The organism is Glycomyces albidus (assembly GCF_009451885.1).
Lineage (GTDB): Bacteria > Actinomycetota > Actinomycetes > Mycobacteriales > Micromonosporaceae > Glycomyces > Glycomyces albidus.
The window spans coordinates 34,714-60,879 of the sequence record NZ_WIAO01000024.1 but is presented as its reverse complement, the minus strand read 5'-3'; the positions used below and the strand labels follow the sequence as shown (position 1 = coordinate 60,879).

Here is a 26,166-nt window from a genome sequence, read left to right as displayed (position 1 = left end):
GAAGCGGCTCACGCCCGCGCGAGCGCCCCGGCCGGGTAGTGCTCCTCGCCGGGCAGGACCAGGCGGGCCTCGCCTTCGCGGAGGGTGACGCGCGGCAGGATCGGCGACATCTCGCGCTGCTCGGCGGCGGCGAAGACCTCCCCGACCGTGGAGTAGCGCGAGAGCTCGGCGAGCGTCGTGGCCTCGGGCATCGACATCTCGCCGCCGTACTGGCAGACGGCCTGCTCCGGGCCGATCCAGGTCGCGTACTCGGGTTCGCGCACGCGGATGCGCGGCTGGAAGCCCTCGGCGAGGGTGGCGACGTATATCCAGGTGTCGAAGCGGACCGGCTCGTACTCGGGCGTGACCCAGCGGGCCCAGGCGCGCTGGAGGGCGACCATCGCGCCGGTCTCCTCCTCGACGGCCCGTACGCCGGTCATCGCGACGTCGGGGTCGTCGGGCTTGTGGCGGCCGCCCGGGAAGCCGTACAGGGAGCCCTTGGGGCCGTGCCCGGACCGCTCGTAGGAGCCGTCGACGTCGAGGTGCGCCCAGCGCTCCCGCGCGGTGGTGCCCGGCAGGTCGGCGCGGCCGATCGCGGGGAGCCCGAACGGCTCCTTCGCGGCGTGCCGCAGCAGGAACACCCGCAGCGGGGCCTCGCGCAGGAGGACGACGACGGCGGCGCGCTCCGGTTCGGCGGGGGCGCCCTGCGCCTTGAGGCGGTCGAGGGCGCGGGCGGCCGACGCCGAATCGACCGCTCTGAAGTCCCATTTCCCGAAGCGCTGGATGGACATGCATTTCACGCTAGCCCAATCGCGGCCCGCGCCAGTGCGCAACCGCGGAAACGGCGGCGGCCCGGCCGCAGGGGCCGGGCCGCGTCGCGGGTCGCTACCCGAGGAACTGGATGGGCAGGTAGAACAGGGCGCCCACCAGCGCCGCGATGGGGAACGTGATGAGCCAGGCGATGACGATCGACCGGGCCACGCCCCAGCGGACCGCGCGCTTGCCGCCGGTCGAGCCGACGCCCATGATCGCGGAGGTGATGGTGTGCGTGGTGGAGATCGGGGCGCCGAGCAGCCACGTGTTCGCGTACAGCACGGAGGAGGCGACGGTCTCGGCCGCGAAGCCCTGGGGCGGGCCGAGGTCGATGATGCGCCGGCCCATGGTCTTGATGATGCGCCAGCCGCCCGCGTAGGTGCCCGCGGCCATGACGGCGGCGGAGATCCAGTAGACCCACTGGGGGATGTGGGTGGCGTCGTCCTGGATGCCGCCGACGTAGAGGGCGAGGACGATGACGCCGATGATCTTGGCGGCGTCCTGCATGCCGTGGCCGAGGGCCATCGCCGCGGCCGAGACGGTCTGGGCGTGGCGGAAGCCGCGGTTGAGCTTGTCGGGGCGGCCGTTGCGGAAGATCCAGTACACGGCGATCATGACCAGGAAGCCGAGCGCGAAGCCGACGAGCGGGGAGATGACCGTGGGCAGGACGATCTTGTCGACGATGCCGTTCCACAGGACCCAGTCGTTCGCGCTGCCGGCGATGAGCAGCCCGCCGGCCATGGTCGCGCCGACGATGCCGCCGAACAGCGAGTGCGAGGACGAGGTCGGCAGCCCGTAGTACCAGGTGATGAAGTTCCAGGTGATGGCGCCGAGGAGGCCGGCGAGGACGATGAGGAGGCCGTCGATGCCGGTGGGGAGGACCACGAGGCCCTCGGCGACGGTCTTGGCGACCTTCGCGCCGAGGTGCGCGCCGACGAAGTTGCCGATCGCGGCCATGCCGAGCGCGACCCGGGGTTTGAGGGCCCGGGTCGAGATGGAGGTCGCGATGGCGTTCGCGGAGTCGTGGAAGCCGTTGGTGTAGCCGAAGAGCAGTGCCGCGGCGATGCAGGCGAACACCGCGATGAGGACGCTGTCCACGCTCAGGATTCCTTGACGTAGACGGACTCGACCACGTTGGAGACGGACTCGAAGGAGTCGCAGGCGGCCTCGAGCTCGTCGCCGACCTCTTTGAGCTTCATGACCGTGAGGGCCGGGTACTCGCCGGAGTAGAGGCGGACGAGGAGCATGCGGTAGGCGCGGTCGCCGTCGTTCTCGAGGCGGTTGCACTCGACCCAGAAGTCCTGCATGGACGCGTTGAGGCCCTTGAGCTTCGGCATGAACTCGACGAGCAGCTCGGCCTGCTGGGTGAGGACGGTGATCTGCTCGATCATCTCGCGCGGCAGGGCCGGGAGGTCGGAGAGGCCGTAGAGGTAGACGAGGTTCGCGGCGGCCTCGATGTGGTCGAGGATGTCGTCGAGCTTCCCGGCCAGGTGGTACATGTCCGTGCGGTCCATCGGGGTCACGAACGTGGAGTTCACCTTGTTGAACAGCCGGTGGGTGAGCTGGTCGTTGTCGTGCTCGACGTCGACGAGGCGCTCGGAGATCTTCTGGAAGTCGGGGGCGTCGTCGCCCAGCTCGGCGAGGATCCCGACCCCGCGGCGGATGTTCTCCGCGGCGTCATTGAAGAACGCGTAGAACGTATCGTCCTGAGGCTTCAGCGAGAACCGCACCGGGCACCCCTGCTTTCGGTCGCTTTGACTGTCCTCACTGTACCGATCAGGCCAGGGGACGGCTGGAAATCGTCTCGCCGAAGTTAACATCCAGGTGAACGCGAGACAAGTTAGCGATGACGGCTGTGTGTGACTCCACGAAACCGCTCTAAGCTGCGGTTACATAAACGTTTCACTGTAATTCATCTACTGTTCACCTTCAATGTCTTCGGCGATCCCGGAAGCGGACACCGTCGCCGGTTCCGGGCAGGATCGTGCGGGTTCCCAGAAACGCGGGAGATATGCGCGCGAGGCGTTCAACCGCACGCCACCTGGACGGCCCGGACGCGGGGGAACCGTTTCCCGCCCCCCGGGCGCTACTCCGCCGGGGCCGCGGCGGCTTCGGCGAGCCGCCCGAGCGCGCCGACGGCCGCGTCGGACTTCGTCGTGTACCAGAACGGCGGCAGCGAGTCGCGCATGAACTTCCCGTACGAGCGGTTCGTCTGGAGCCGCGAATCGAGGATCGCGACGACGCCGCGGTCGGTGGTGCGGCGGATGAGCCGCCCGGCGCCCTGGGCGAGCCGGATCGCCGCGGCCGGCACCGAGACCTCGGCGAACCCCGAGCGGCCCGCCGCGTCGGCGGCCTCCGACCGCGCCGCCGTGAGCGGCTCGGTGGGGCGCGGGAACGGGATCCGGTCCACCACGACCAGCCGGCACGTCATGCCCGGCACGTCGACGCCCTGCCACAGGCTCATGACCCCGAGGAGGCAGGTCGAGTCCTCCTCCTTGAACCGCTTCACGAGGCTCCCGAGGGTCTCCTCGCCTTGGAGCAGGATGCTGAAGTCGGTCTTGGCGCGGAGCAGCTCGGCGGCGGCCTCGGCGGCCTTCTTCGAGGAGAACAGGCCGAGGGTCGCGCCGCGGCTGGCCTCGACCAGGCGCAGCAGCTCCTTCCCGGCGTCGTCGGAGAGCCCCGACGCGGTCGGGCGCGGCAGCGCGGCCGCGACGTAGAGGATGCCCTGCTTGCGGTAGTCGAACGGGGAGCCGACGTCGAGCGAGGTCCAGCCGTGCCCGTCCGCGGGCAGGCCGATGCTGCGCGCGACCGTGTCGAACTTCCCGCCGAGCGTCAGCGTCGCCGACGCCGCGATCACGGTCCGGTCCTCGTAGAGCATCGCGGAGAGGAGCCCGCCGACCGACAGGGGCGCGGCGACCAGCGTGGGGCCGTTGGGCTCGGACCAGATCACGTCGTCGCCGGCGGGGCCGACGCACCGGCCGGCCGTCTCGATGGCCTCCACGAGGCCGGCCTTGAGCTGCTGGGCGCTGAGCTGCTTCTTCGTCTCGGCGTCGAGGGCGGCCAGGTGGGTCGTCGCCTTCACGCACGCGCCGTTGACGAGGTTGAGCGCCTCGGTGAGCGCCGCGGGCAGGTCGCCGCTGAAGCGCTGCTCCCCCGTGAGGTTGAGCGCGGTCTCGAGCGCGTCCGCGGCCTCGCGGATCTGGTCGGACACATCGGTGTCGATGAGCCGGCGCCCGCGCTGCGCGAGCCAGCGCAGCCGCGCCGGGTGCAGTTCGGCGCGAGCCGCGTTCGTGACCCGGTCGACCAGTTCGTGCGCCTCGTCGACGATGAGGACCTGGTGCTCGGGCAGGACCGACCGCTCGTTCATCATGTCGATCGACAGGAGCGCGTGGTTGGTGACGACGATGTCGGCCTCGTGGGCGCGCGCCCGTGCGAGCTCGGCGAAGCAGTCGGGGCCCTGCGCGCAGTCCTTCGCGCCGGGGCATTCGCTGGAGGTGGTCGAGCCCTGCTTCCAGGCGCGGTCGCTCACGCCGGGGTCGAGGTCGTCCCGGTCGCCGGTCTCGGTGTCGTTCGCCCAGTCGAACAGGCGCTGCACCTGCTTCGCGAAGGACGCCTGCTGCCCGGCCCAGCGGAGCTCCTCGGTGCCCTCGAGCATGCCGTCGTCGTCTTCCTCCTCGCCGGCGATCTTGCGCTTGCACAGGTAGTTGTGCCGTCCTTTGAGGAGCGCGAAGGACGGCTTGCGGCCCAGGACGGGCGCGACCGCTTCGACCAGGCGCGGCAGGTCGACGGCGACGAGCTGGTGCTGGAGCGCGAGCGTCGCGGTCGAGACGACGACGGTCTTGCCGGTGGCGAGCGCCGCGCACAGGTACGCGAGGGACTTGCCGGTGCCGGTGCCGGCCTGCACGAGCAGGTGCTTGCCGGAGTCGACGGCGTTCGCGACGGCCGCGCACATCTCGCGCTGCCCGTCGCGGGTGGCGCCGCCGGGCGTGGCGGCGACGGCGGCGTCGAGGATCTTCAGGGCTTCGGTGTCGGCGCTCATGCCTCCTGGGCCGCCTGACGGCCGGTGTCCATGGGGTCGCCGGCGGCGCGGGCGGCCGCGATGGTCGCCTCCCCCGCGTCGAGGCCGCGCGCCTGCGCTTCGCGGCGGGCGATCTTGAAGCGGTTGAGGGCCCGGACGGTGCCGTTGACGATCGCCAGGATCGGGACGGCGACGAGCGCGCCGATGATGCCCCACACGAAGCCGCCCGCGGTGACCGCCAGGACGATCGCCAGCGGGTGGAGCTTGACGGCGCGGCTCATGAGGAACGGCTGGAGCAGGTTCGACTCGAGCTGCTGCACGGCGAGGACGATGCCGAGGACGATGAGCGCGTTGATGAGCCCGTTCTCGGTGCCGACGAGCGCGACGACGACGGCGACCGCGCCCGAGATGGTGGCGCCGATGATCGGGATGAACGCGCCGAGGAACACGAGCGCGGTCAGGGGCAGCCACAGCGGGACGTCGAGCAGCCACAGGCCCAGGCCGATGAAGATCGCGTCGACCGCGGCGACGACGACGAGGGTCCGCATGTACTGGACGAGCGTCGCCCAGCCGGCGCCGCCGGCGTACCGCATCGACTCGGTGGCCGGGCGCGGGAGCCAGCCGGTGAGGAAGGTCCAGATGCGGCGGCCGTCGCGGATGAAGAAGTAGGTGGTGAACAGGACCAGGAACAGGCCGGTGACGAAGTTCCCGAGCCCGGAGGCGGTGGACCCGGCGACGTCGAGGCCGGTCTGGACGATCGTCTGCTGGTTCTCGCCGTACCAGTTGGTGACGTTGTCCTGGATGTCGGCGAGGAACACGGCGACCTGCGCGCCGTCGAGGCCCCACGGGCCGGACTCGAGCCAGGTCTGGGCGTCGCGCAGGCCCGTGACGATCGAGTCGTAGAAGTCGGGGATGCCGGCGATGAACTGCTGCACGACGAAGGTGAGGACCGCGGCGACGGCGGCGAGGCCGGCGATGAGCACGACGATCGAGGCGAGGGACTTGTTCCAGCCGCCTCGGATCAGCCAGGCTGCGAGCGGTTGGAGCATCGCGGCGAGCAGGAACGAGATGAGGACCGGGATGACGACCATGGTGACCTGGCTGAGCAGGTACAGGACCACGGCCAGGAGCGCGCCGACGATGAGCAGCCGCCACGACCAGGCGGCGCCCACGATCAGTCCGGTCGGGACGTAGCGGCGCTCGGGGTGCTCGGGGTCGGCCGCCGCGCCGTCCTCGGCGGCGAGGTCGTCGTCCGCGTCGACCTCGGGCACGTCCTCGCCCGGACCGTGCCGGTCCGCGACCGGGTTGAGGCGCATGCCGACCCACAGCTGTCTTGCTCGGGCGGTGGTGCGGCGGAATCGGCTCACGGTGTCTCCAAGGACGGTTCCTCCGCAGAGCGGAGGTGGGTGCAACGTCAACACGTACGGTACCGGTTCGGTGCGAAGTCCCACATCCAGCCAGCACCACCGAGACCGGTCCCGCAGGCGCTACCGGCGCGCCCTGTCACACCCCTCCGGCACCCTTGTGCCGGGGGCCGTCGGCGCGACGCACGAGCCCTCGGGATGCGGAGCGGTCGCGGAAGCCGGCCGCCGAGGGCACGCTTGCGCCGGGCGGCGCCGCGTCCGGACACACCCACCGCCGGGGCGCAGCTTCGTCTTGGAATCACCGGCGGCATCGGACGGCTTCGAACCGGATGCCGGCGCGGCGCGCGAACCCGCGGGGGCCGGACGTTCCGGACGTGAGCCCCGCCGCTCGCCATGCGGGACGGGCCTGATCGGGCGATAGAGTTGACCGCTGTGACCGAGACACCGTTGGAATCGAGCGGCCTCCCCGTGCGGCTGCTGCACGACCGCCTCCTCGTGCGCGAGGACGCCGACGCCGAGCGCCGCTCCGCCGCCGGGATCGTGATCCCCGCGACCGCCCAGATGGGACGGCGACTGCACTGGGCCGAGGCCGTCGGCGTCGGGCCCCTCGTCCGCTCTGTCGAGAACGGCGACCGCGTCCTCTTCGACCCCGAGGACAAGGCCGAGGTCGAGATCCAGGGCCGCACCTACATCCTCCTGCGCGAGCGCGACATCCACGCCGTCGCCGCCAAGCGCGTCGACAACGACGGCACGGGGCTCTACCTCTGATGCGCGTCGCGGTCACCGGGCTCGGCCTCATCGGCGGGTCCGCCGCCCTGGCGCTCGCCGGCGCCGGCCACGACGTGGTCGGCCACGACCCCGACGCCGCGACCCGCGAGGCCGCCGCCGCGCACTTCCCCGTCGCCGCCGACCCGGCCGCGCTGCTCGACACCGACGTCGCCGTCGTCGCCGCCCCCTACCGCCACCTCGGCGCGGCCGCCGCGACGCTCGGCGGCTACCGCGGCCTGGTCACGGACGTCGCCTCCGTCAAGACCGCGGCCGCACGCGCGTTCGCCGCGCTCCCCCGCTTCGTCGGCGGACACCCCATGGCCGGCAAGGAGACCGCCGGGTTCGCCAGCGCCGAACCGGGGCTCTTCCAGGGCCGCGTCTGGGTGCTGTGCCTCGAGGCCGATACCGGTCTGGAGGACTGGCTGCTGCTGGCGCGCCTGTGGACGTCGATCGGCGCGCGCGTCGTGCCGGCGACCGCGGACGACCACGACCGCGCCGCCGCCCGGATCTCCCACCTCGAGCACCTGGTCGCGGCCGCACTGGTCCTCGTCGCCGACGACCCGCTGTCGCGCAGCCTCGCGGCCGGGTCCTACCGGGACGGCACGCGGGTCGCGGCCAGCCCGACCGCGCTGTTCGCCGGGATGGCCGAGGGCAACGGGCCGGCGCTCCTCGCGTCGCTGGACGACCTCGGCGAGGAGCTCGGCACCGCGCACGCGCACCTGTCGAACGGCGACGACCGGGCGCTCGCCGACTGGTTCGACCATGCCCGCGCCAAGCGCGCGGCCTGGCCGCCGGCGCCCGGCGAGCCCGAACGGGTCGAGCTCACGCGGGAGGCGCTGCTCGGGTTCGGCGCCGCCGGAGGGTGGATCGAAGCGGTCGAAACGGAGGTCGCGATCGGACGCCGACCTCGCGTAAAGTCCACTCCATGAGAAAAATCGATCAGATTGCCGATCAGTACGTCGAGGACGCCATCGCCCTCAGCCCCATGAACGCCACCGCGATGGGCGTGCCCGGGCACGATCACGAACTCGATGACCTCTCACCCGCCGGGCTGGCCGAGGCCGCCGACCTGGAGCGGCGCACCATCGCCGCGCTGGAGGCCGCAGAGCCGGTCGACGAGCGCGAGCGCGTCGCCAAGGAGGCCATCCTCGAGCGCCTGAAGCTGAGCCTCGAGCGGTACGAGGCCGACGACACCTACCTGGGTCTGAACGTCCTCGCGTCGCCGGTCCACAGCGTCCGCCAGATCTTCGACCTGATGCCGAAGGACGGGAAGGCCGCGGCCGAGAACATCGCGGCCCGCCTGGCCGCCGTCCCGGACGCGTTCAAGCAGTACACCGAGACGCTGCGGGCCGAGGCCGCCGCGGGCCGGGTCGCCGCGCGGCGGCAGGTCCTCGAGGTCGCCACCCATTGCGACAACTGGAACGGCGCCAAGGGCAAGGACACCGACTTCTGGGCGGCCCTGGCGAACGGCGTGACCCTCGACGGGGAGCCGATCAAGACCGGGCCGCTGCGCATCGCGTTGAGCGACGGCGCGGCGTGGGCGCGGGCGGCCGCGATGCGGTTCGCGACGTTCCTGCGCGAGGAGCTGGCCCCGCAGGCGCCCGAGAAGGACGCGGTCGGCCGCGACCGCTACTCGCGGGCGTCTCGCTACTTCATCGGCGCCGAGATCGACCTCGAGGAGACGTACGCGTGGGGCTGGCAGGAGCTGGCCCGCATCGAGGCGGACATGCGCGCGACCTGCGAGCGGATCAAGCCGGGTGCGACGATCGAGGAGACCGTGGCGTTCCTCGACCAGGACCCCGAGCAGAACCTGACCGACAAGAACGTCTTCCGCGACTGGATGCAGGAGCTCGCCGACTCGACGATCGCCGACCTCGCGGGCACGCACTTCGACATCCCCGAGCAGATCCGGAGGATCGACTGCAAGATCGCGCCGACCGAGGACGGGGCGATCTACTACACCGGCCCGAGCGAGGACTTCTCGCGTCCGGGTGCGATGTGGTGGTCCGTGCCGGAGGGCCAGAAGCTGTTCGGCAAGTGGCGCGAGAAGTCCACCGTGTACCACGAGGGCGTCCCCGGCCACCACCTCCAGGTCGGCCAGACCATGGCCCGCACCGAGCTGCTCAACCGCTTCCAGCGCCAGATGATGTGGTGCTCGGGCCACGGCGAGGGCTGGGCGCTGTACTCGGAGCGGCTCATGGACGAGCTCGGCTACTACGACGACGACCCGGCCGGGCGCCTCGGCATGCTCGACGCGCAGGCGTTCCGCGCCGCCCGCGTCATCGTCGACATCGGCCTCCACTGCGAGTTCGCCATCCCCGAGGACAACCCGTTCGGCTGGCGGCCGGGCGAGGAGTGGGACGGCGAGAAGATGTTCGAGTTCATGAAGGCCCACACCCGGACCATCGAGGACGACATGCTGTCCTTCGAGCGCAACCGCTACCTCGGCTGGGCCGGCCAGGCCCCGTCGTACAAGGTCGGCGAACGCCTGTGGATGCAGGCCCGCGAGGACTACAGGGCCCGCAAGGGCACCGAGTTCAGCCTGAAGCAGTTCCACACCGACGCCCTGAACCTCGGCTCGATGGGCCTCGCCCCGTTCAGCGAGGCGCTCGGGCGCCTCTAGATCTCCGCATGATCGCGGGTGCGGTGCCGCTCGGCGGTGCCGCACCCGCTCGGCGTTTCAGGCGTGGTCGAGGCCGAGTTCCATCTCCGGCTTCCCGTACCAGGCGCGGAGGCGGTCGGCGCCGCGGCGCAGGGCCGCGATCTCGGCGGCGGTGAAGCCCCGGACGCGCCAGGTCTCGATGACCACCCTGTCGCGCTTCACGGTCGCCTTCCAGTTGCCGATGACCTGGCCGTCCAGCAGGATCGCCGAGTTGAACCGCGGCCGGTCGGGGAACAGGGTCCGCGGCACCGAGTGGTGCAGGACCCAGTCCTTAGTGTCGGTGTAGGAGCACAGCATCTCGTCGAAGCCCTGCACGAAGTCGACCACGGGCCCGCTCTCCTGCGGTTCGGGCCGCTCACCGGTGTAGTAGAGGACGCGGCCGTCCACCCGCAGCTCCCGCAGGCCCGTTCCGTCGGTCTTGAGCTCGTCGACGGCGGCCTTCGCGTCGGCCACCTTCAGCGTCCCCCAGCGGGTGAAGTCCTTCACGGTCGCGGGTCCGCGCGAGGTGAAGAACCGGCGCGCGAGCTGGAGGACCGCCTCGTCCCGCCCGATCTCCCCTGCCGGGATCCGCTCCTCGAAGTTCGCGTACGTCTGCTTTCCGTCGCTCGGCGTCCCCGAGCAGATCCGCGCCTCGAGCTCGGCGTGGAACAGCAGGTGGATCAGGCGCTGCCCGGTCGGGTCCGCGATCCCTCCGGCCGCGAGCGCCTCCGAGGCCTCCTCGCGCGTCAGGTGCCGCCCGCCGGCGGTGGCCGCCTCGAGCAGGTCGTCCCCGCGGTCGAGGACCGCCTGGTCGAGCCCGAGGGCGCGGTACTGGGTGCCCGCGACCTGCTGGACGCGGTGGGTGGTGGCGGTCAGCATCATCCGCAGGTCCTCCACCGGGACCGTGTGCCAGGTGGTGCGCAGCACGTGGGTGCGCACGACCGCGCCCTTCTCCAGGAGCGCGTCGACGGCGGCCGGCCCGGCGAACGCGAGCCCCTCCTCGTCGGGGACGGACCGCATCGCGGGCGTGAGCTTCGAAGGGTGGTACTCCTGCGACTGGACCGCGCCCAAGTGCCGGAACGCGTCGAGCGGCGTCGCGAGGCGATCGCCCCAGAGCCGCTGGGAGCGGGCGCGCCACGCCGCGATCGCCGCAGGCGTGAGTTCCCCGGTAGGAGTTGACATGCGCTCATGCTAGCGCCAGGGGGCGACATGAGTGCTCCCCCGAACCGCACGCCACTCGTGTCGGAAACGGGAGGGGTGTCTCTGCGCAGACCGCTGGACGAGCTTGCGAGGAACAGCCACAATTGCGGCATGTCCCTTCCGAACGCGGTCCTCAGGCTCTCCACCGACGTCCTCGCCGACATCAACGACGACGAGCGCCTGGCGTTCGCGTACGCGCACGGGCCGGCCCTGTCCGGGTTCGGGGAGGAGGCCGAGCTCGTGTGCGTCTGGGAGACCGCCGAGGCCCCGGCCGACGCCAGCGCCGAAGCGACGCATCTCACCGTCGCGCGGTTCCAGGACCTCCTCGACCAGCTCGGCCGCGGCGAGGGCTGGCGCACGCCCGCCGACGAGGCGCTCCGCGTCATCGGCGCGTTCTCCGAAGGCACCCTCCTCGCCGACGACTCCGAGCTCGGCTCCAAGGCCCGCGCCGAGGTGACCGAGTTCCCGCAGGCCCTCGCCGACGCCTCTCGCGAGACCGTCGCCGCCGAGACCGAGACCCTCGCCAAGCGCCTCGGCGACGCAACCGACCCGTGGGAGCTGGCCGAGACCCTCACCAACGGCCTCCACCGGGCCTACGTCGCGCTCTTCGCCGCCGGCGGCTACTTCTTCCCAGGCCGCGACCACCGCGCCGACTTCGTCGCCCGCTACCTCCTCGGCGACGAGGTCCCCGAAGCCGAGGCCGCCGTCTGGACCGCCGCCCGCTCAGAGAACCGCACCGAGGAACTCCCCGAAGCCTGGCGCAACCTGGCGAAGGTGGTCCTGGACAACTGCTGACGCCGAATCCGGGGGTCGTGGGTTCAAATCCCACCGCCGCAAACCGGGCCTGATGACCCACAACACACCATCGAACCCGGTTGCAGCCGCGATCCAGAGCCGGGTAAGGTTATGCCCGGCCTGATCGAACAGATCAAGCCAGGCATGCGCCCCTAGCTCAACGGATAGAGCATCTGACTACGGATCAGAAGGTTGGGGGTTCGAATCCCTCGGGGCGCGCCATCAAGAAGAGCCGGGTCGGTGACCCGGCTTTTCTGCTTCTCTCGGCCGATTCGATCGCGAGGCGGTCCAGCGGCGGACTCGATCTCACGGCCGAGCTCGCCGGGGCCAGCCCGCTCCGTTGGAGAGCAGTAGGGGCACGTCGAGGTCTGCGGCCGTACATCCGCGTCCATGCCGCCGCCGGTTCGCCTCCGAGAGACGGCGGCGAAGAAAGCCTATGTGGATTTCGCCGAAGTCGACCGTCCGCCGCTATGCTGAGACCGCTGACGAACTCTGATCCCCTCCGCCGCAACGAAGTTGCGTAAGCGACTCAACAGAGTTAGGAAGACCGCATGAGCGCACAACGCTTGAAGACACTGGTGCAGGGCCTGATCGTCCTCGCCGCGATCCTCGTCGGCGTCGCCTTGTCCCCGGCCTCGGCGCACGCCGCCACCCATGTCTGGGCCTTCGCCCAGAACCCCGAAGGCACGTACAACGCCGGTGTCGCCGAGACCTGGAGCTACGGCGAGAACATCGTCGCAGAGGACTTCCACGCCGACGGCTGGGGGATCCGCGCCCAGCTCCAGACCCTCGAGACTGCGCCCGAGGGGTACCGGTACTGGACGGCTGCCGGAGGCGTCTGCTTCGACGACACCAGCACCGGCAACAACGGCGGCGGCCGCACCTCCTGCGAGCGCAACATCGCCGAAGGCAAGACATTCCGCGTCCATGTCTGGGCATCGCGCAGCGGTTCCACCAAGTGGCACAACTACAGTCCGTCACTCGTCGCGTAGGCCGACGTCGATCGGCGCGCTGCCGTCACGGCAGTGCAGGTCCATCGCCCGTTCGGGCGAGACTCGGGCGCGGCAGGGGACACCATCCCTGCCGCGCCCGAGTGGTTCGGTCGGGGTCCGGCCAGTAGCCAAGTGGTCATAATTGCTTGGCGCGCTCGATCGGCGTTACTCCTAGGTAACTTCGATCGGTACACTGCACTAGCCCTCGCCTTCCCAGTGAGCACTCGTCGTGTTCATCCTCGTACCAGCCGTCGCCATAACGCTCCAGGTCGCCTGGACGGCTTGGCGGAAGTCCCACCGCACCGCCGAGTGAGCGGTCGCAAAGTGCCCGCTGCGCCCGCTGGAAGGGTTGCGACGGCCTGACAGAATCGCTTCATGGACCCCTCCTCCTACGACCCCAATGCCGGCCCGCCCGCGAACCAGGGTCCTTACGGCGCACCCAGCGGCCCCGGCCAGGGCTACACGCCCGGCCCGGAGACGAGCCGCAGCATCGGGTACCCGCAGCCGGGAGCCCAGATCCCGCCCGGTCCGGCGCCCTACGCCACCGCGAACCCCTATGCGACTCCTTCGTACCCGCCCGCCTACCCCGGGATGCCGCCGCAGTACGCGCCCGTGCCACCGCCGTCCTCGGGGATCCCGGTCGCCGGCTGGATCGGCATCGCCCTCGGCGTGGTGCTGCTCGTCGGCCTCGGCATCACCGGCCTCGTGATCGCTCTCGACCCCGCTGACCCGCCGGGTGTCACGGCCGCCGACTCCGGCGGCGACTCGGGCGCCTCCGGCTCCGACCCGACCGACGCCGCCACCGACACCGCCGTCGCGGACCCGGTCGCGGATGCCGTGGTCGGCGACTGCTTCTACAACTACGGCACCGATACCACCCCTGACCTTGAGACGGCGGTCTGTGGAGCGGGGGCCTTCACGACGGTCGACATCGTCGAGGGCACCACCGATCTCACCGCGTGCGACGCGATGCCCACCGTGAACCTCGCGGTCTCCTCGACCAGCGCCTCCCGCGTGCTGTGCTTGAGCTACACCGCGATCAGCGGCGACGACGCGTACCACGCCCAGGTCGGCGAATGCGTCTACGGCACTTCTACCGCCGGCAGCGCGTGGAACATCGTCGAATGCCAGGACGGCGCGTTCAAGGTGATCGAACGGGTCGACGGGCAGTCCAGCTACGACGCCTGCACCGACTCGACCTACTTCATCTACGGCGTCGGCTACTCCACCGGCCAGACCTATTTGGATACCGTGCTGTGCCTCCAGATGCTGTACGCCAGCGGCGACGCCGGGTACGCGGAAGTCGACGACTGCATGTCGATGAACTCCGACTACACGTACTTCGAGTTCGTGTCCGACTGCGACGACGGCAACGTGTACCTCACCGGCCGCACGAACGAGCTCGTGGACGGCGAAAGCTGGTGCAACGGCTGGGGCTGGTCATACGAAGAGGTCCCCGACTTCCCCGAACTCTCCTTCACGATCTGCTGGGGGTACCTGTAGGACCGACCGCTGCGCCGCCGCGAACGCACACCGGGACCGGCGGCGCGAGGGCTTGATCAAGTTCCTGGGGTTCGGTTGAAAGTTGATGCCCGGGATCGGGAGGGCTCGTGCTGGATCGTCCCCGATTGCCTTGGTGGTCTTGGCGATATTGGTGGCGCCGAGGGTTTTGCGGGCGCCTCGGCGGAAGGCGGCCATGGTGCGGGGCGCGGTCCCGGTGTGAACGGTCGCGGCGTCCTCTCGGAACGTGACGTCCCTGATGTGGTGGGAGGAGTTTTCTATCCCCACTGTCCGCGGACGAAGGCGGCGAGTTCGGCCGAGCGGCCCTTGTCAACGCGGCGTCCCAAGACTTCCCGACGGCAGCCACTCGACGTTCCAGCCATCCTCGGTCACGCCGATTTCCAGCTCGCGCAGGTCGGCGAACCAGAAGTCCGCGATTGTCTCCAGCGCACCGGGCCGGCCGTCGCAGACCAATGCGGCGATCGACCCGCTCGCGTCCTCCTCGGCAACGAGGAACTTGCCGTCGTACGGACCGGCGGTGAAGCGTGCGTCTCTTCGGTTCATCGCCCTAGGTGAACCGGCGTGCGGGGGTGAGAGCAGGCGCAGCCGGATCCTCTCGATATATCAGGTCTTCGGAATCTTCAGCCCGGGAGGAGAGTTCGTGATGGAAGGTCACTCAGACAGTATGCCAATGGACAAGATCCCGTGTGGGACACCGTTCCCGCGCGCTGACGCGGGGGATGTGGCGTCCGGGGCGCCTGCACGGGTGAGTGCTCGCGTTTCCAACGGCAGGAGGGCACCGTGATCGCACCGCGCCCGGTTCAACCGATACCGAGCCGAGCCCGCTCGGCCGTGATGATGCGCTGCTCCAGCGGGATCGAGTCGTCGTCGAGTGTGGCCACTGCGTTCGCGGTCGCCATGGCGCCGGTGTTCTTCGCGTCGCTGTGGCGTGCGTAGTGCTCGAACAGGAGCTCCTTGTGCTCCTGGACCTCCCTGATCCGGTCGTCGACGCCGTCCTTGGCGAGGAGGCGGTGGACCTGGACGCGCCGGGTCTGGCCCATGCGGTGGGCCCGCGCGACAGCCTGCTGCTCGATGCTCGGCTTCCACTGCGGCTCGGCGAGGACCACGACTGACGCTGACTGGATGTTGAGGCCGACGCCGCCCGCCTCGATCTGCGCGAGGATCACCGCGGGGCCGTCGCGCCGGGCGAACTCGTCGACCATCGCCTGGCGCTTCGCCGCGGCGACCTTCCCGGTGATCGGACCGATCGCACGGTCCCCGATCCGCTCGCCGACCGCCTTGAGCACGTCGAGGAAGTATGAGAACACGATGACCTTCTGGCCCTCGGCGCCGGCGTCGTCGACGAGTTCGGCCAGCCGCTCCAGCTTCGCCGAACCGGCCATGGCCGAGGAGGCGCGGCGCATGCCCATGAGGTTGCGGCGCCGGACCTGCTCGCGGTACTCCTCCTCGTCGTCCGCGTTGAACTGCACCCACTCCTCGACCTCGATCTTCTCGGGGAGCTCGCTGAGCACGTCCTCCTGGTTGCGCCGCAAGTAGACCGGCGCGACCGCCTGCCGGAACGCCGCGGCCCCGACCACGTCGTCGCCCTCGCCGACCCGCTGCGCGATGTCGGGGCGGAGGTGCCCGACGAGCGACTTGAACTCCTGGACGCGATTCTCCATCGGCGTGCCGGACAGCAGCACCGCCCGCTTCGAACGGCCGATCACGGCCCCGACCGCCCTGCTGCGCTTCGCGTTCGGGTTCTTGATGTAGTGCGCCTCGTCGACGATCACCAGCGCGAACCTCGCCCGCTGCGGCAGCGCGTCGAGCCGGTCGACGGTGTTGAAGGTGGTCACCGCGACGCCGCCGCGGCGCAGCCACCGGCGGGTCTCGTCCTCCCGGTCGGGGCCGTGGAGACTGTACGCGTCAAGGTGCGTGTGCTTGCGGATCTCCATGAGCCAGTTGGGAACCACGCTGGCCGGGCAGACGACGAGGCAGCGCCGCTGCCCCTTCGCCGCCAGGTGCGCGGCGACGGCGAGGGCCTGGATGGTCTTGCCGAGGCCCATCTCGTCGCCGATGACCACTTTCCGCTGATGCACGGCGTACTTCGCGCCGAACAACTGGTAGAAGCGCAGATCGGTGCGCAGGAGCGACCGGTCGAGCGGCAGCGTCTCGATCTCCTGCCGCAGTTCGGCGCCGACGAAGTCCTCGGCGCGCTCGGCGTCCTCGACGTCAGAGCCGGTGAGCTTGGCGAGCTGCGTGTTGACGCTCGCCGCCCGGCGCTCGTAGTCGCGCCACAGCTCGTCCGATGTGTACCGCTCCGGCCGGGCGCGGTCGAGCGCGGTGGCGAGTTCCCGTTCCAGCGCTCGCGTTTCGGGATCGGCGTTGACCGCGGTGAGGACTTCGAGCCGGGCGACCGCCTCTGCTCTGCGCTTGCGCGTCGAGAACAGCATCGCCAGCCTGCTGCCGACCCGGTCGGCCGCGGCGAAGTACGGCAGGGCGCGTTCCCGGAAGCCGTGCACGGTCTCCCGAAGTGAATCGACGGCGGCCGAAGCGGTCTGCTCGGCCCGCAGGTGCGCGAGGATGCGGGTGTGCCGCGGGTCGCGCCGTTGCGGGTCGAACCGGGGCCTGGTGTCGGCGCGGGAGCGCTCGGCGAAATGCTCGGCGGCGGCCTTCACCTCGTCGACGGTCTGGGCGCCGACTCCGGGGATCTCCAGCAGCCGCTCCCGGGGGTTCGCGAGCACGTCGGCGACCGTGGCGATTCCGGCCTCCTCGAGCTTCGCCAGCCGCAGCCCCTTGGCCACCTTCTTCAACTCCGTGACCCGCATGGTCGCGAGCCGCCCCTCGACCTCCTCCTGCGCGATCGCGGCGACATGCCCGCGCACCGCGTTCCGCAGCCGCGCCGGGGTGGAGGCGAGGTGCTCCCACTGCCGCAAGGTGTCACGGGCGCGGGCGACCTGCGAGCGCGCGTGCCGGCGGAGCTGCCGCTGGTCGAGTCGGGTGCCGGTCATGGGGACTCCTGGGGTCGGGAGGCAACCCCATTCTATGAGCCGCGGCGGCCCTGCGGCCGTGCCCGCCGCGGGGACGGCGGCTGGCCGCCTTCGCGGGAGATCCCCGATGATCGCCTGGTTCACGTGGCCGCGTTCGTGCTGCCGCTCATCGCGGTGTCGATGACCGTCCCGGATCACGGCGGCTGCGGCCGATATGGCCCGGGCCGGGACTGCGGGAGTGCGCCCGCGGTCCCGGCCCGGATTCGTACCGGAGGCGGCTCGTCCGGTGTCAGTACTCCTCGGTGGAGTACCCCTTGCGGAGGGTGGCGCGGTTGAACGCCTGCCAGTGCGACTTGGAGTCGCCGATGTAGCCGCCCTTGCCGATCCGCTCGAGGACCTCGTGCGCGTGCCGGCGGGACTCGGTGTTCCACATGCCGTCGATGGTCGTCCCCTTGCCCCAGATGTAGCGGCAGCTGGCCTGGACGTGGAAGATCTGCGACTTGTCGCTGGAGTTGAATGCCGGGGTGTTGGAGCCGGACAGCAGATTGTCGACGTGAAGGCTGTCCCGGTAGCGGCCGCCCATGGGGTAGGTGCGCACCGAGCGGAAGTGGTAGTGGAGGGAGGCCGAGGTCGCCCAGTAGTTGCGGCGGAACTGGGCGAGGACCGAGCCGGTCAGGTCCTTCCAGACCGAGTAGTTCGCCTGGAAGACGCTCACGGTGCCGCCGCTGCTCTGCGTGACCGTGAGGCCGGCCAGGTCGATGGCCCTGCCCTGCTCGTGCGCCGTGCCCATGTTGTCGTCGTGGGCCGCGGTGAGTCCCACTCGAATCGGCTTCTCGAAGTACTCCGTGGTCTCGAACCAGAATCGCAGCCAGCCGTTCAGCTGGTCGTGGAACGCCGGCCGGTACTTGTACGACTTGAGCTGGCTGGTGTTCCAGTCGGTGGTCCGCTGTCCCCAGATGCCGGGGTACGAGGTGAGGTCGCCGTGCGCCTGGGCTGCGGACGCCGGGATCAGCGTCCCCGCGGCGGCAGCGGCGCCGCCTGCGGCGAGCGCGAAGAATCGGCGGCGGCCGAGGCCGCCGGAGGAGTTGCGGGCGGTGGTGTTCCTGTTGTCAACCATGGGATCGACACCTTTCTTGGAAGCTGTGGGGTGTGCACAGTCCGGGGATCGGCGTGGTGCGGGTCGGCGGTTCCGGTGCAGACCGCGGATGCCGGCGCGCTGCACCGGCGTCGGCCGGCGTGCCGCGATCCGGCATGCCTGGGATCCGGCCGTCCGCCGCCATTACAACCGGGATCGGCAGTGATGCCAAGGCGGTGGACCGGCGGGAATCCGGCAGGTTCGAGGACACCGGAGGCCGCCGAGTCGTTCGGCTCGGCGGCCCTCGGGTTCTTAACGGCGGTGTCGTGGGCGGGTGTTGGCGTGGAGCAGGGCGCAGTGGTCGAGGCGCCAGCCGTGGGGAGTGGCTCGGAATGTCAGGGTCATGGCCTGGTGGGCGGTGCCGTTCTCGACCATGGCGACCACTTCGGCGGTGTCGGGCGTGGGGCATACGGTACGGAGGACTCGGACTTGCCTGAAGCGGGTGGGGACGGTGCGGCGGAGCCGGGTGAAGGCGGCCCAGCCCGCGTCGGTGGCCAGGAGGCGGGCGTCGGCGGCGGGCTTGCGGCCGGTGAGGACGTGCAGGAAGAAGCAGGAGTAGGAGACGGCCTGACGCGGGGATATGCGCGGCGGAATGTCGTTGCGGCAGTGCATGTTTCCTCCGATAAGTCGGTGGGATACCGGTTTGGGAGGAATTTATGGGGCACGCGCGGTCAAGTCAAATGCACGCACAGTGATATGAGCCGGTCCGGTCGGAGGCGATTGTGGACTCCCGACTGGCGGCGGTTGGACAGGACGGATTCGTAAGGAGACACGCGCATATGCGTTAACAGCCTGTCGCGCCGAACCCTACAAACTTCAGGAATTTCGCCTTGGCGTGTCGTCTACGGCATCGGCGCTGTGGCGCCGATGTTGGCCGCCGCGGCTGCTTCCAGGGGATACGGGCGTTCTGCCGGAAGCAGCGTTCGGGCTGCGTCGATGTCGCCTTGGGCCAGGTGCTTCGCGATGGACCGAGCCGTCTCGGTGACGTCGGTGATCGCGGTGATCCAGTCGTTCACGTAGCGGTCCACGGCTTCGGGGCCGAGGCCGATCTGGATCGATCGGTGGTCGAGGCGGTTCAGGCGGAGGTCGCGTTCGGGGTCCCATTGGATGCGGACCGGCGAGGCGGCCATGCGGCGCTGCCAGGCGCTGTAGTCCTCGCCGGCGGCCGGAGTGCTGCCGCAGGAGTGCGCCAGAGCCCATTCGAAGCCGGCTCGGGTGATGGCGACGGCGAGAACGCGGGTCTGGCCCGGCTTGGCGGCCCAGCCGCATCGGTACATCATCCAGAGGAACGAGGGCTTGATCCAGGTCATGCGCCCGCGTTTGAAAGGCGGGACGAAGGTCTGGGCGGCAACCGCGGGTTCGGCGATGTGCGGGTCGTACGCCTGGGAGACGGTGATCGTTTCAGCGTCGTACGCGGCTCGGATCTGCCGCGTCGGGGCTCGGAGTGTCTGCATAGGTGAATGCTCGCGGGCGAAGGGCAGGTGGGCAACCGGAATAGCCTCGGTTCACCGGGAGGTGGAGTCCGACTCTGCCTGCTTGGATCGGCGCGACGACCACCGCGGGGCGCGAGCAGCGGCGGATTCGCCGGCCCTCCTCAATGGCAGCGATCCGATACGATCTCATTTCGTGTTCGGCACATGACCCCTTGTGCCGCTCGGTGAATGAGGAGCGCGACCATCATGGGAATCCCCGACCCGGAGGCGTCCAGGCAGCATCTCGAGGCGTGGAAGGGCCGAATCGACCGGCTCGCGGCCGACACGCAGGCGATGAGCGAGCAGTTCGAGGGGTTGAAGGTCACGGCCGCCGATCCGTACGGGCTCGTGCAGGTCACCGTCGACTCGAGCGGGAACCTTGTCGACCTGGTGTTGAGCGAGCGGACGCGGCGGATCGGGACCGAGGAGACCGCGCAGGCGGTCCTCGGCGCGATTCAGCTCGCGAAGGCGAAGATCGCGGACCGGTCCGCGGAGATCATCTCCGAGACCCTCGGCGCGGATTCCGCTGCAGGCCAGGCGATCGCGAACCGGGTCCGCTCGAAGCTCATGCCGAAGACCGACGAGGAGGACTGAGCGCCATGGGAAGCGGATACACCGTCGAACCCGAAGAGCTGCGCGAGCACGCCCGGTTCCTGGACACGCTCAAGGAGCGGTTCGACGCGGTCATGAACGCGAGCGCGTACATCGAGCAGGACGACGAGGCGTACGGGACGCTCTGCGGATGGATCTCCGGTTGTCTGGAGGAGCGTCACCGGACCCAGGACGAGATCACGTCATATCTGGCCGAGAACTTCACCATCGCCGCGAACGCCCTTCGCGCGGTGGCCGACGGTTACGAGACCAGCGACTCGGAGTCGCAGACCGCGTTCTCGGAGCTGCGCGACCGGATGGGGATGTAGATGTCCGACAACTCGCTCGTCGCGCCGGTCCAGTCGACCAATCAGTGGTACACCGGGGCCGGGCCGCTGGACTCGTACCACGGCATGATCGACGCGTTCAAGTCCGAAGGCTGGGTCGACGACCTGCTCGCCGGGGGCGGACTCGCCCTCGAAGTGGTCGGCTCGGTGCTCGACCCGTTCAGCGCGCTGCTGTCGGCGGGCATCGGATGGGCCCTGGAGTACTTCGAGCCGCTGCGGGAGATGCTCCAGGAGGTCACCGGGAAAGCGGACGTCGTGATGGCGCACGCGCAGACCTGGAGCAACATGTCCGGTGAGCTGCTGGCGATCGTCGAGGAGCTGACCGCGCACCTCGACGCGGACATGCCGAGCTGGACCGGGGACGCGGCCGACGCGTACAAGTCGCTCATGGCCCACAACGTCACCTCGGCCTCGGCATTGGCGGCGACCGCCGAAGCGATGGCGGCCGCGACGGAGGGCGCCGGGGCGCTGGTCCAGATCACGCACGAAATCGTCCGCGACCTGATCGCCGAGCTGGTCGGGCACGTGATCGTGTGGGCGATCGAGGCGATCTTCGTGGTCACGATCCCGGTCATCGCCGCGCAGATCGTCGCGGCGGTGGTCAAGTGGGCGGGCATCATCATGGGGTACGGCATGGCGCTGGTCCAGTCGTTCACGAACCTCAAGACCCTCCTGGGGGTGTGAGGCGATGCGCCGAGCTTTGAAGCTGCTGATGCTCCTTGGCGTGGGCCTGCTCATGGCCAAACCCAAGGGCGGCGACGGCCCGGACGGACCCGACGGCGACGGCGGCGAGGTCGACCCGCTCACCGGCCGCCCCAAGGACTCCGAAGAACGCCAGGAGCGCCTGAACTTCCAGGGCAAGAACGCCTCCACCGAGATGGCGGAAGTCCACGACACCGCGAAGGCGGAGGCGGAGCAAGGTCGGCCAAGTGACTCGGACGGGGACGGTCAGCCGGATCTCCAGACGACGGACGACAACCGCATCAACCCGTCCCGGCCCGCCGACCCCAACAACACCCCGCGTGGGGAACCGACCGAGGTGAAGGGGAACGCGGAGACGAAGCGGTCGCTGCGGCGCGAGAACGAAGCGGCGAAGACGCTCGCTGAGCAGGGCTACGACGTCGAGCAGAACCCGCCGGGCAAGGAGAACGGGAAGAACCCCGATTACAAGATCGAGGGAGAGTACTTCGACTGCTACTCTCCGAAAAAGGACGATCCAGGCCGAATTCGCGATGACATCTCCAACAAGGTCAAGAAGGACCAGGCGGATCGAATCGTTCTCAACCTCGACGACTCCGGAGTCAACCTCGCCGACTTGAGAGCGACACTGGAACGCAGGCCGATCGGCAATCTTCAAGAGATCAAGATTGTCCAAAACGGCCAAGTCGTGAATTTCTATCCGTTCTAGGAGCATGCATTGGCTACCAATTACGAGTTCAATACGGCGTCGTATTCAGTTGAAGACGTGTCGGATCGCTTCTGTGCGGCGCTCGGACTGGAACGGGCGAAGCCGCTGGCGCCCTCACCGATCTCGAGCGCGAGCTGGTGGGCGTCGGTGGCCAGAATGAACTCCAACGAGTTCAAGGATGAAGGAGCCCGGCTCGGCGCTTCGGACGCCTACACCTCGATCACCTTCGAGCCGCGCAAGACGCTCGCCTGGGAGCAGGAGACCGCGGGACTCCTGCGGATCATCGAAACCGCGGTCGGCTTGCTGTCGGCCTCTCCTGACACATCGGGGTTCCTTGAGTTCTACGACGAGATCATCGTGCTGGAGAAGCGCAAAGGATCAGGCATTGTCGTAGACCCTCGGCTGGTGGACCCGGACGACCTGGACGATCAGCACGTGTTCCGCTCAGCGCTCCAGCGGTTCCCGGTCGCGCCGATCGAGCAGTTCTGAGGCAGCCGGCGACTTCCGCCGCGCCGGCTGCTATTGGGAAGGACTCGCAGAGAATTCCTGTCCGATCCGGCCGGGAGTCGGCATGCCACTCTCCACGTGTACGGCACGGCAACCGATGCGAAGGATGAGCAGGAATGAACGGTTACAGCTTCCAGCTCGTGAATGGAGTGCGACCCGAAGAGGTTGCGAGCGCGACGAGTACGGTGTTCGGCGTGCCGGCGAGTTCGATCGAAGTGCTCGAATGGCGGCAGGGGAAGGCCCACGTGGTCGGGTCGAGAGTCGAGGGAATGCCTGCGGTCCTCATCCAACGCGATCCTGACCGGCATGGAGACTATGTCGCTTTCGATGCGGGTGAGGAGTTCGCGTCAGCGGTCGGCGGGCTCCCCGAGGTAACGGTGGCTTCGCGGTTGTGCGCGGCGCTCCGGGCCCGTGCCGTACTGGCGGCGCCGAATGCGGCTTCCGCCGCACTGTGGATCCTGGTGGCGGAGGACGGGTCCTCCGGTGAGGTGCTCGTCGACGTCGATGACCTGGACGACGGCGTGTTCGCCATTACCGGTGGGCTCACTGAGATCAAAGGAGCCCCGGAGATCCCCGTGATCGAGCTGCCGGAGGGCTTCAACCCCTATCGCACTTGAGGCGGCCGGGGCCGACGCTGGACAGTGCGTACGCGAGCGGTGAGTCGCGATACGGTCGCGCTGCGCGGGCCGGTGAGTGGTGATCGCGGGCGGTTGGTCGGCATGGCGCACACTGGGACCGGTTCGCGGCCCGGATCGGGTCGGGACTCTTCCTACCCCCTAGAGGAGCCATTCGTGAAGAGACGCAACCTGCTTCGCGCGGTCGCGGTCGGCGCGCCGCTTGCGGCCGCCGGAGCCGTCGGGGCCGGCGTCGCCTCGGCGGACACCGCCAACTTCAAGGTCATGGTGACCGAGCAGGTCACCAACAAGGTGTTCGTGTTCGACAAGAACAAGGCTTTCAGCGACGCCAACCGCTACAAGTCGTGGAGCCCCGGCACCGGCGGCTGGACGAACCTCTCCGACTGCCGCATCCGGGACACCGCCCAGTTCGGGGCGATCGGGCTCGCGGCCGCCTCGGGTGGCAAGGTCGGGATCTGGAACATCACCGACGAGAAGGACCAGGAGCTCAACGACCTCCTGTGGAGCGCCACGCCGGGCGGGAACCCGCATGCGCTGGAGCGGATCCCGAACATCGGCGCGTTCGTGTCGGCCTCGTCCGAGGGGTTCCTCACCGTCTACGCGCCCACGAAGGTCTCGGACCCGTCGACGCTCGCGAAGGTGCAGACGGTCTCGCTGGCCGGCGCGCACGGCGTCGTCTGGGACCCGAACAACAGCCTCCTGTGGGCGTGCGGGAACAAGGTCGTCCAGGCGTACTCGGTGACCGGCACCTACCGGAACACCCGGCTGAAGACCCACAGCAAGAAGGTCGCGCTGTCGGGGCTGGGACACGATCTCCAGGCCGACTTCTCGAACTCGTCGCTCCTGCAGGTCTCGGACTCCTACGGGGTCTACTCGATCAACAAGTCGACGCTCGCGAAGACGACGCTGCACACCACGACGCGGATCAAGGCGTACGTGAAGATGGCGACCGGCGAGTACTTCTACGTGCGCGGCGACAACGCCGGCTCGCGCGACTGGGGCAGCCCGACCGTGGTGTTCTCGCAGTCCACCGACCGGACCCGGACCGGGGCCGAGTTCTACAAGGCCCGTTACTACACCACCGCCTACAACTAGGCGCCCGATCCGGAGGCCGGGTGCTGCGGCGCCCGGCCTCTGTGCGTCAGCCGGTCGCGACCGGGTCGCCGGTCCGGACGGTGCCGCCGGAGACGACGTCGGCGTAGAAGCCGAAGCAGGTGGCGCGGCCGAAGCCCGGGACGTCCACCCGGTGGTGCCGGGCGAGGGTCTTGAGCAGTCCGGGGTCTTTCGGGTTGGGGCCGTGGGCGATCGAGGGGATCACGCAGCGGGGCGTGGGGACGAGGACCTCGAGGACGACCGCGTCGCCGATCGCGATGCGCCGGCCCGGTTCGGGGTCGTCGGGGAGGTCGAGGACCAGGTTGGGGCGGAACCGGATCGGGTCGACGTCGGTGCCGTGCTCGGCGCTGAGCCGCCGGATCGCGCCGGTGGTGACGAGGTGGAGGGCGCCGAAGTCGAAGAAGCGGCCGCCGGCGGCGTCGTGCCCTGCCGCGACGAGCGCGTCGCCGCCGGGTTCGGCGTCGGCGGCCCATTCGGGGATCATGCCGGGCTCGTCGGGCCACCAGTGGTGGCGTCTGAGCTGCTGCGGGGCGGTGCGGGTGAGGCGGACCGGGCGGCCGAGCCAGTCGGAGACGGCGGCGTCGGCCTCGGGCTCGCCGGCGTCGCCGCCCGCGCCGTTCGGGGCGGTGACGACGACGCGTTCAGACGCGTCGCCTCGGGCCGGTTCGTATGCGGCGGCGATGTCGAGGAGCCCGGCCCACAGGCGCGGCTGCTTGGCGCTGCCGATCGTGTCGTCGGCGTCGAGGCACGCCCAGGTGCGGTCGCCGTCGAGGCCGTGCTTGCCGATCTCGGCTTCATCGAGGTGTTCGGCGGCGGCGGACTTGAGCGGGTACCGGCGGATGCCTGCGACGCGGTTCACGGCCGCATTCTATGCCGCGGTCGCGGCGGTCATCCGCGCTCGTCGGGGTAGTAGAACAGGACCGGCGACTCCTTGATCGCGGCGGGGAGTTCGACGGTCCACTCGGTGCGGCCGTCGTAGTCGACGAAGGCCGCCGCGTCGTCGTCCCTAGCGATGTAGCCGTCGGCGTGGAGGGACGTGCACGGGCCGTCGTGGCCGGCGGCCTCGCCGGTCTGGAGGTCGATGACGCGGGTGCCCGACTGGGCGCGGGTCGTGAAGCCGCCCTTGAACGCCCCGTATGGGCCGTATCCATCCACAATGCACGCGTATCGGCCGGTGGGGTCGACGCCGACGAGGCCGATCGTGAGCGGCTCGACGCCGTCGAGTTCGGGGATCTCGATGATCTCGAGGACGTTCCCTACGGTGTCGACACGGTACAGCTCGGTGACGTCGGTGTTGTGGTAGATCGCCTGGGCGGAGCCGTCCTCGGCGGTGTACCAGCGCAGGCGGCAGCCGCGGGTCTCGAGGTCGACGGTGGCGGGGAGCTCGCCCGACTCCGGTGAATGCCACTCGGTGTCGCCCCAGGACTGGACCGGGAGCGGAGTCGTGTCGTCCAGGGCCGTACTGGATTCGGCGCCCCAGACGGCGGCGCGGTGGACGAGGAGCGCGGAGCCGTCGGCGAGCCACGTCGGGTCGATGCAGGCGTGGTCGACGGGGTACACGGCGGCGGTGGTGATCTCGCCGGTCTCGAGGTCGCCGAACTTCAGCGCCGCGGACGGTGAGGCGCCTTCGATCCAGGCGGCGCTCTGCTGGCGGGGGTCGATGCTGAGGGAGGAGCGGAGGACGGTGCCGACGTCGCCCTCGGCGTCCCAGGCGCCGCCGAGGTCGAGGACGGGTTCCGCTGTCGTCTCGGCCGGGTCCCAGCGGTAGAGGCGGTGGTCGTCGCCGAGGCCGTAGAAGACGCCGGCGTCGGCGGCCTCGTTCCGCGTGGCGGCCGAGTCGCAGGAGGCGAGGAGGGCGAGGGCGGCGGCGATGATCATGAGGCGGGTTCGGGTCATAC

The 26,166-nt window shown here is 69.9% G+C and carries 26 protein-coding genes and 1 tRNA gene; 14 read left to right on the top strand and 13 right to left on the bottom strand.

Annotated features, from left to right (window positions below; all coding sequences use genetic code 11):
- Positions 1 to 8: 8 nt before the first annotated feature.
- The 5 genes from GFD30_RS18085 to GFD30_RS18065 all read right to left on the bottom strand — a co-directional run bounded on the left by GFD30_RS18085 (position 9) and on the right by GFD30_RS18065 (position 6,177).
- Positions 9 to 770 (bottom strand): NUDIX hydrolase, encoded by a 762-nt coding sequence (locus GFD30_RS18085; protein WP_153026595.1) that lies wholly within the window; start codon positions 768 to 770, stop codon positions 9 to 11.
- A gap of 94 nt (positions 771 to 864) precedes the next feature.
- A complete protein-coding gene (locus tag GFD30_RS18080; protein WP_322633378.1) occupies positions 865 to 1,890 on the bottom strand; it encodes an inorganic phosphate transporter in 1,026 nt (341 codons plus the stop codon).
- Positions 1,891 to 1,892: 2 nt separating this feature from the next.
- Positions 1,893 to 2,522 carry a DUF47 domain-containing protein gene (locus GFD30_RS18075; RefSeq protein WP_322633377.1) on the bottom strand — a complete coding sequence of 210 codons (630 nt, stop codon included), beginning with the start codon at positions 2,520 to 2,522 and terminating at the stop codon, positions 1,893 to 1,895.
- 356 nt (positions 2,523 to 2,878) lie between these two features.
- Positions 2,879 to 4,831, bottom strand: coding sequence for an ATP-dependent DNA helicase (locus GFD30_RS18070; RefSeq protein WP_153026593.1), 1,953 nt, complete (start codon positions 4,829 to 4,831; stop codon positions 2,879 to 2,881).
- Positions 4,828 to 6,177 carry an AI-2E family transporter gene (locus tag GFD30_RS18065; RefSeq protein ID WP_322633376.1) on the bottom strand — a complete coding sequence of 450 codons (1,350 nt, stop codon included), beginning with the start codon at positions 6,175 to 6,177 and terminating at the stop codon, positions 4,828 to 4,830. The genes GFD30_RS18070 and GFD30_RS18065 overlap by 4 nt, the downstream gene beginning before the upstream one ends.
- Before the next feature lie 420 nt (positions 6,178 to 6,597).
- Between GFD30_RS18065 and GFD30_RS18060 the strand changes: the two genes are divergently transcribed.
- The 3 genes from GFD30_RS18060 to GFD30_RS18050 are packed head-to-tail and all read left to right on the top strand — an operon-like array spanning position 6,598 to position 9,565.
- Entirely contained in the window at positions 6,598 to 6,942 is a 345-nt protein-coding gene (locus GFD30_RS18060; protein ID WP_407649089.1) for a GroES family chaperonin, read from the top strand.
- Positions 6,942 to 7,871: a prephenate dehydrogenase gene (locus tag GFD30_RS18055; RefSeq protein WP_153026591.1), complete on the top strand. Its 930-nt coding sequence runs from the start codon at positions 6,942 to 6,944 to the stop codon at positions 7,869 to 7,871. Before GFD30_RS18060 ends, GFD30_RS18055 begins: the two co-directional genes overlap by 1 nt.
- Positions 7,868 to 9,565, top strand: a complete 1,698-nt coding sequence (locus GFD30_RS18050; RefSeq protein WP_153026590.1) for a DUF885 domain-containing protein — start codon at positions 7,868 to 7,870, stop codon at positions 9,563 to 9,565. The genes GFD30_RS18055 and GFD30_RS18050 overlap by 4 nt, the downstream gene beginning before the upstream one ends.
- 57 nt (positions 9,566 to 9,622) lie before the next feature.
- Here GFD30_RS18050 and GFD30_RS18045 read toward each other — a convergent pair whose 3' ends face one another.
- Positions 9,623 to 10,765 carry a winged helix DNA-binding domain-containing protein gene (locus GFD30_RS18045; protein ID WP_153026589.1) on the bottom strand — a complete coding sequence of 381 codons (1,143 nt, stop codon included), beginning with the start codon at positions 10,763 to 10,765 and terminating at the stop codon, positions 9,623 to 9,625.
- Positions 10,766 to 10,894: 129 nt separating this feature from the next.
- Between GFD30_RS18045 and GFD30_RS18040 the strand changes: the two genes are divergently transcribed.
- From GFD30_RS18040 to GFD30_RS18025, 4 genes are all read left to right on the top strand, one after another.
- Positions 10,895 to 11,578 carry a hypothetical protein gene (locus GFD30_RS18040; RefSeq protein ID WP_153026588.1) on the top strand — a complete coding sequence of 228 codons (684 nt, stop codon included), beginning with the start codon at positions 10,895 to 10,897 and terminating at the stop codon, positions 11,576 to 11,578.
- Between the two features lie 146 nt (positions 11,579 to 11,724).
- Positions 11,725 to 11,800, top strand: a tRNA-Arg gene (locus GFD30_RS18035).
- A gap of 329 nt (positions 11,801 to 12,129) precedes the next feature.
- Complete coding sequence (locus tag GFD30_RS18030) at positions 12,130 to 12,570, top strand: hypothetical protein (protein WP_153026587.1); 441 nt, start codon at positions 12,130 to 12,132, stop codon at positions 12,568 to 12,570.
- A gap of 375 nt (positions 12,571 to 12,945) precedes the next feature.
- Positions 12,946 to 14,073: an LppU/SCO3897 family protein gene (locus GFD30_RS18025; RefSeq protein ID WP_153026586.1), complete on the top strand. Its 1,128-nt coding sequence runs from the start codon at positions 12,946 to 12,948 to the stop codon at positions 14,071 to 14,073.
- 327 nt (positions 14,074 to 14,400) lie between these two features.
- Here GFD30_RS18025 and GFD30_RS18020 read toward each other — a convergent pair whose 3' ends face one another.
- From GFD30_RS18020 to GFD30_RS18000, 5 genes are all read right to left on the bottom strand, one after another.
- On the bottom strand, positions 14,401 to 14,634 hold the full coding sequence (locus GFD30_RS18020; RefSeq protein WP_153026585.1) for a hypothetical protein: 234 nt from the start codon (positions 14,632 to 14,634) through the stop codon (positions 14,401 to 14,403).
- Positions 14,635 to 14,891: 257 nt separating this feature from the next.
- Positions 14,892 to 17,081 (bottom strand): DEAD/DEAH box helicase, encoded by a 2,190-nt coding sequence (locus tag GFD30_RS18015; RefSeq protein WP_153026584.1) that lies wholly within the window; start codon positions 17,079 to 17,081, stop codon positions 14,892 to 14,894.
- Between the two features lie 268 nt (positions 17,082 to 17,349).
- Positions 17,350 to 18,177, bottom strand: coding sequence for a hypothetical protein (locus tag GFD30_RS18010; protein ID WP_153026583.1), 828 nt, complete (start codon positions 18,175 to 18,177; stop codon positions 17,350 to 17,352).
- A 270-nt stretch (positions 18,178 to 18,447) separates the two neighbouring features.
- Complete coding sequence (locus GFD30_RS18005) at positions 18,448 to 18,807, bottom strand: Rv3235 family protein (RefSeq protein ID WP_153026582.1); 360 nt, start codon at positions 18,805 to 18,807, stop codon at positions 18,448 to 18,450.
- A gap of 230 nt (positions 18,808 to 19,037) precedes the next feature.
- Complete coding sequence (locus GFD30_RS18000) at positions 19,038 to 19,649, bottom strand: DUF4291 domain-containing protein (protein WP_153026581.1); 612 nt, start codon at positions 19,647 to 19,649, stop codon at positions 19,038 to 19,040.
- Between the two features lie 225 nt (positions 19,650 to 19,874).
- Between GFD30_RS18000 and GFD30_RS17995 the strand changes: the two genes are divergently transcribed.
- The 7 genes from GFD30_RS17995 to GFD30_RS17965 all read left to right on the top strand — a co-directional run bounded on the left by GFD30_RS17995 (position 19,875) and on the right by GFD30_RS17965 (position 24,250).
- Positions 19,875 to 20,261, top strand: a complete 387-nt coding sequence (locus tag GFD30_RS17995) for a YbaB/EbfC family nucleoid-associated protein (protein WP_194202009.1) — start codon at positions 19,875 to 19,877, stop codon at positions 20,259 to 20,261.
- 5 nt (positions 20,262 to 20,266) lie between these two features.
- Positions 20,267 to 20,587: a type VII secretion target gene (locus GFD30_RS17990; RefSeq protein ID WP_153026579.1), complete on the top strand. Its 321-nt coding sequence runs from the start codon at positions 20,267 to 20,269 to the stop codon at positions 20,585 to 20,587.
- Positions 20,588 to 21,289 carry a WXG100 family type VII secretion target gene (locus GFD30_RS17985; RefSeq protein ID WP_153026578.1) on the top strand — a complete coding sequence of 234 codons (702 nt, stop codon included), beginning with the start codon at positions 20,588 to 20,590 and terminating at the stop codon, positions 21,287 to 21,289.
- Between the two features lie 16 nt (positions 21,290 to 21,305).
- On the top strand, positions 21,306 to 22,013 hold the full coding sequence (locus GFD30_RS17980) for a CdiA C-terminal domain-containing protein (RefSeq protein WP_153026577.1): 708 nt from the start codon (positions 21,306 to 21,308) through the stop codon (positions 22,011 to 22,013).
- A gap of 9 nt (positions 22,014 to 22,022) precedes the next feature.
- Positions 22,023 to 22,502 carry a hypothetical protein gene (locus tag GFD30_RS17975; protein ID WP_153026576.1) on the top strand — a complete coding sequence of 160 codons (480 nt, stop codon included), beginning with the start codon at positions 22,023 to 22,025 and terminating at the stop codon, positions 22,500 to 22,502.
- Between the two features lie 134 nt (positions 22,503 to 22,636).
- Positions 22,637 to 23,137: a hypothetical protein gene (locus GFD30_RS17970; protein WP_153026575.1), complete on the top strand. Its 501-nt coding sequence runs from the start codon at positions 22,637 to 22,639 to the stop codon at positions 23,135 to 23,137.
- Between the two features lie 174 nt (positions 23,138 to 23,311).
- Positions 23,312 to 24,250, top strand: coding sequence for a DUF6528 family protein (locus GFD30_RS17965; RefSeq protein WP_153026574.1), 939 nt, complete (start codon positions 23,312 to 23,314; stop codon positions 24,248 to 24,250).
- A gap of 46 nt (positions 24,251 to 24,296) precedes the next feature.
- Here GFD30_RS17965 and GFD30_RS28020 read toward each other — a convergent pair whose 3' ends face one another.
- Together GFD30_RS28020 and GFD30_RS17955 are read right to left on the bottom strand one after the other, a co-directional pair.
- Entirely contained in the window at positions 24,297 to 25,127 is an 831-nt protein-coding gene (locus GFD30_RS28020; protein ID WP_322633374.1) for an MOSC domain-containing protein, read from the bottom strand.
- 29 nt (positions 25,128 to 25,156) lie between these two features.
- Complete coding sequence (locus tag GFD30_RS17955; protein ID WP_153026573.1) at positions 25,157 to 26,164, bottom strand: hypothetical protein; 1,008 nt, start codon at positions 26,162 to 26,164, stop codon at positions 25,157 to 25,159.
- Positions 26,165 to 26,166 lie beyond the last annotated feature (2 nt).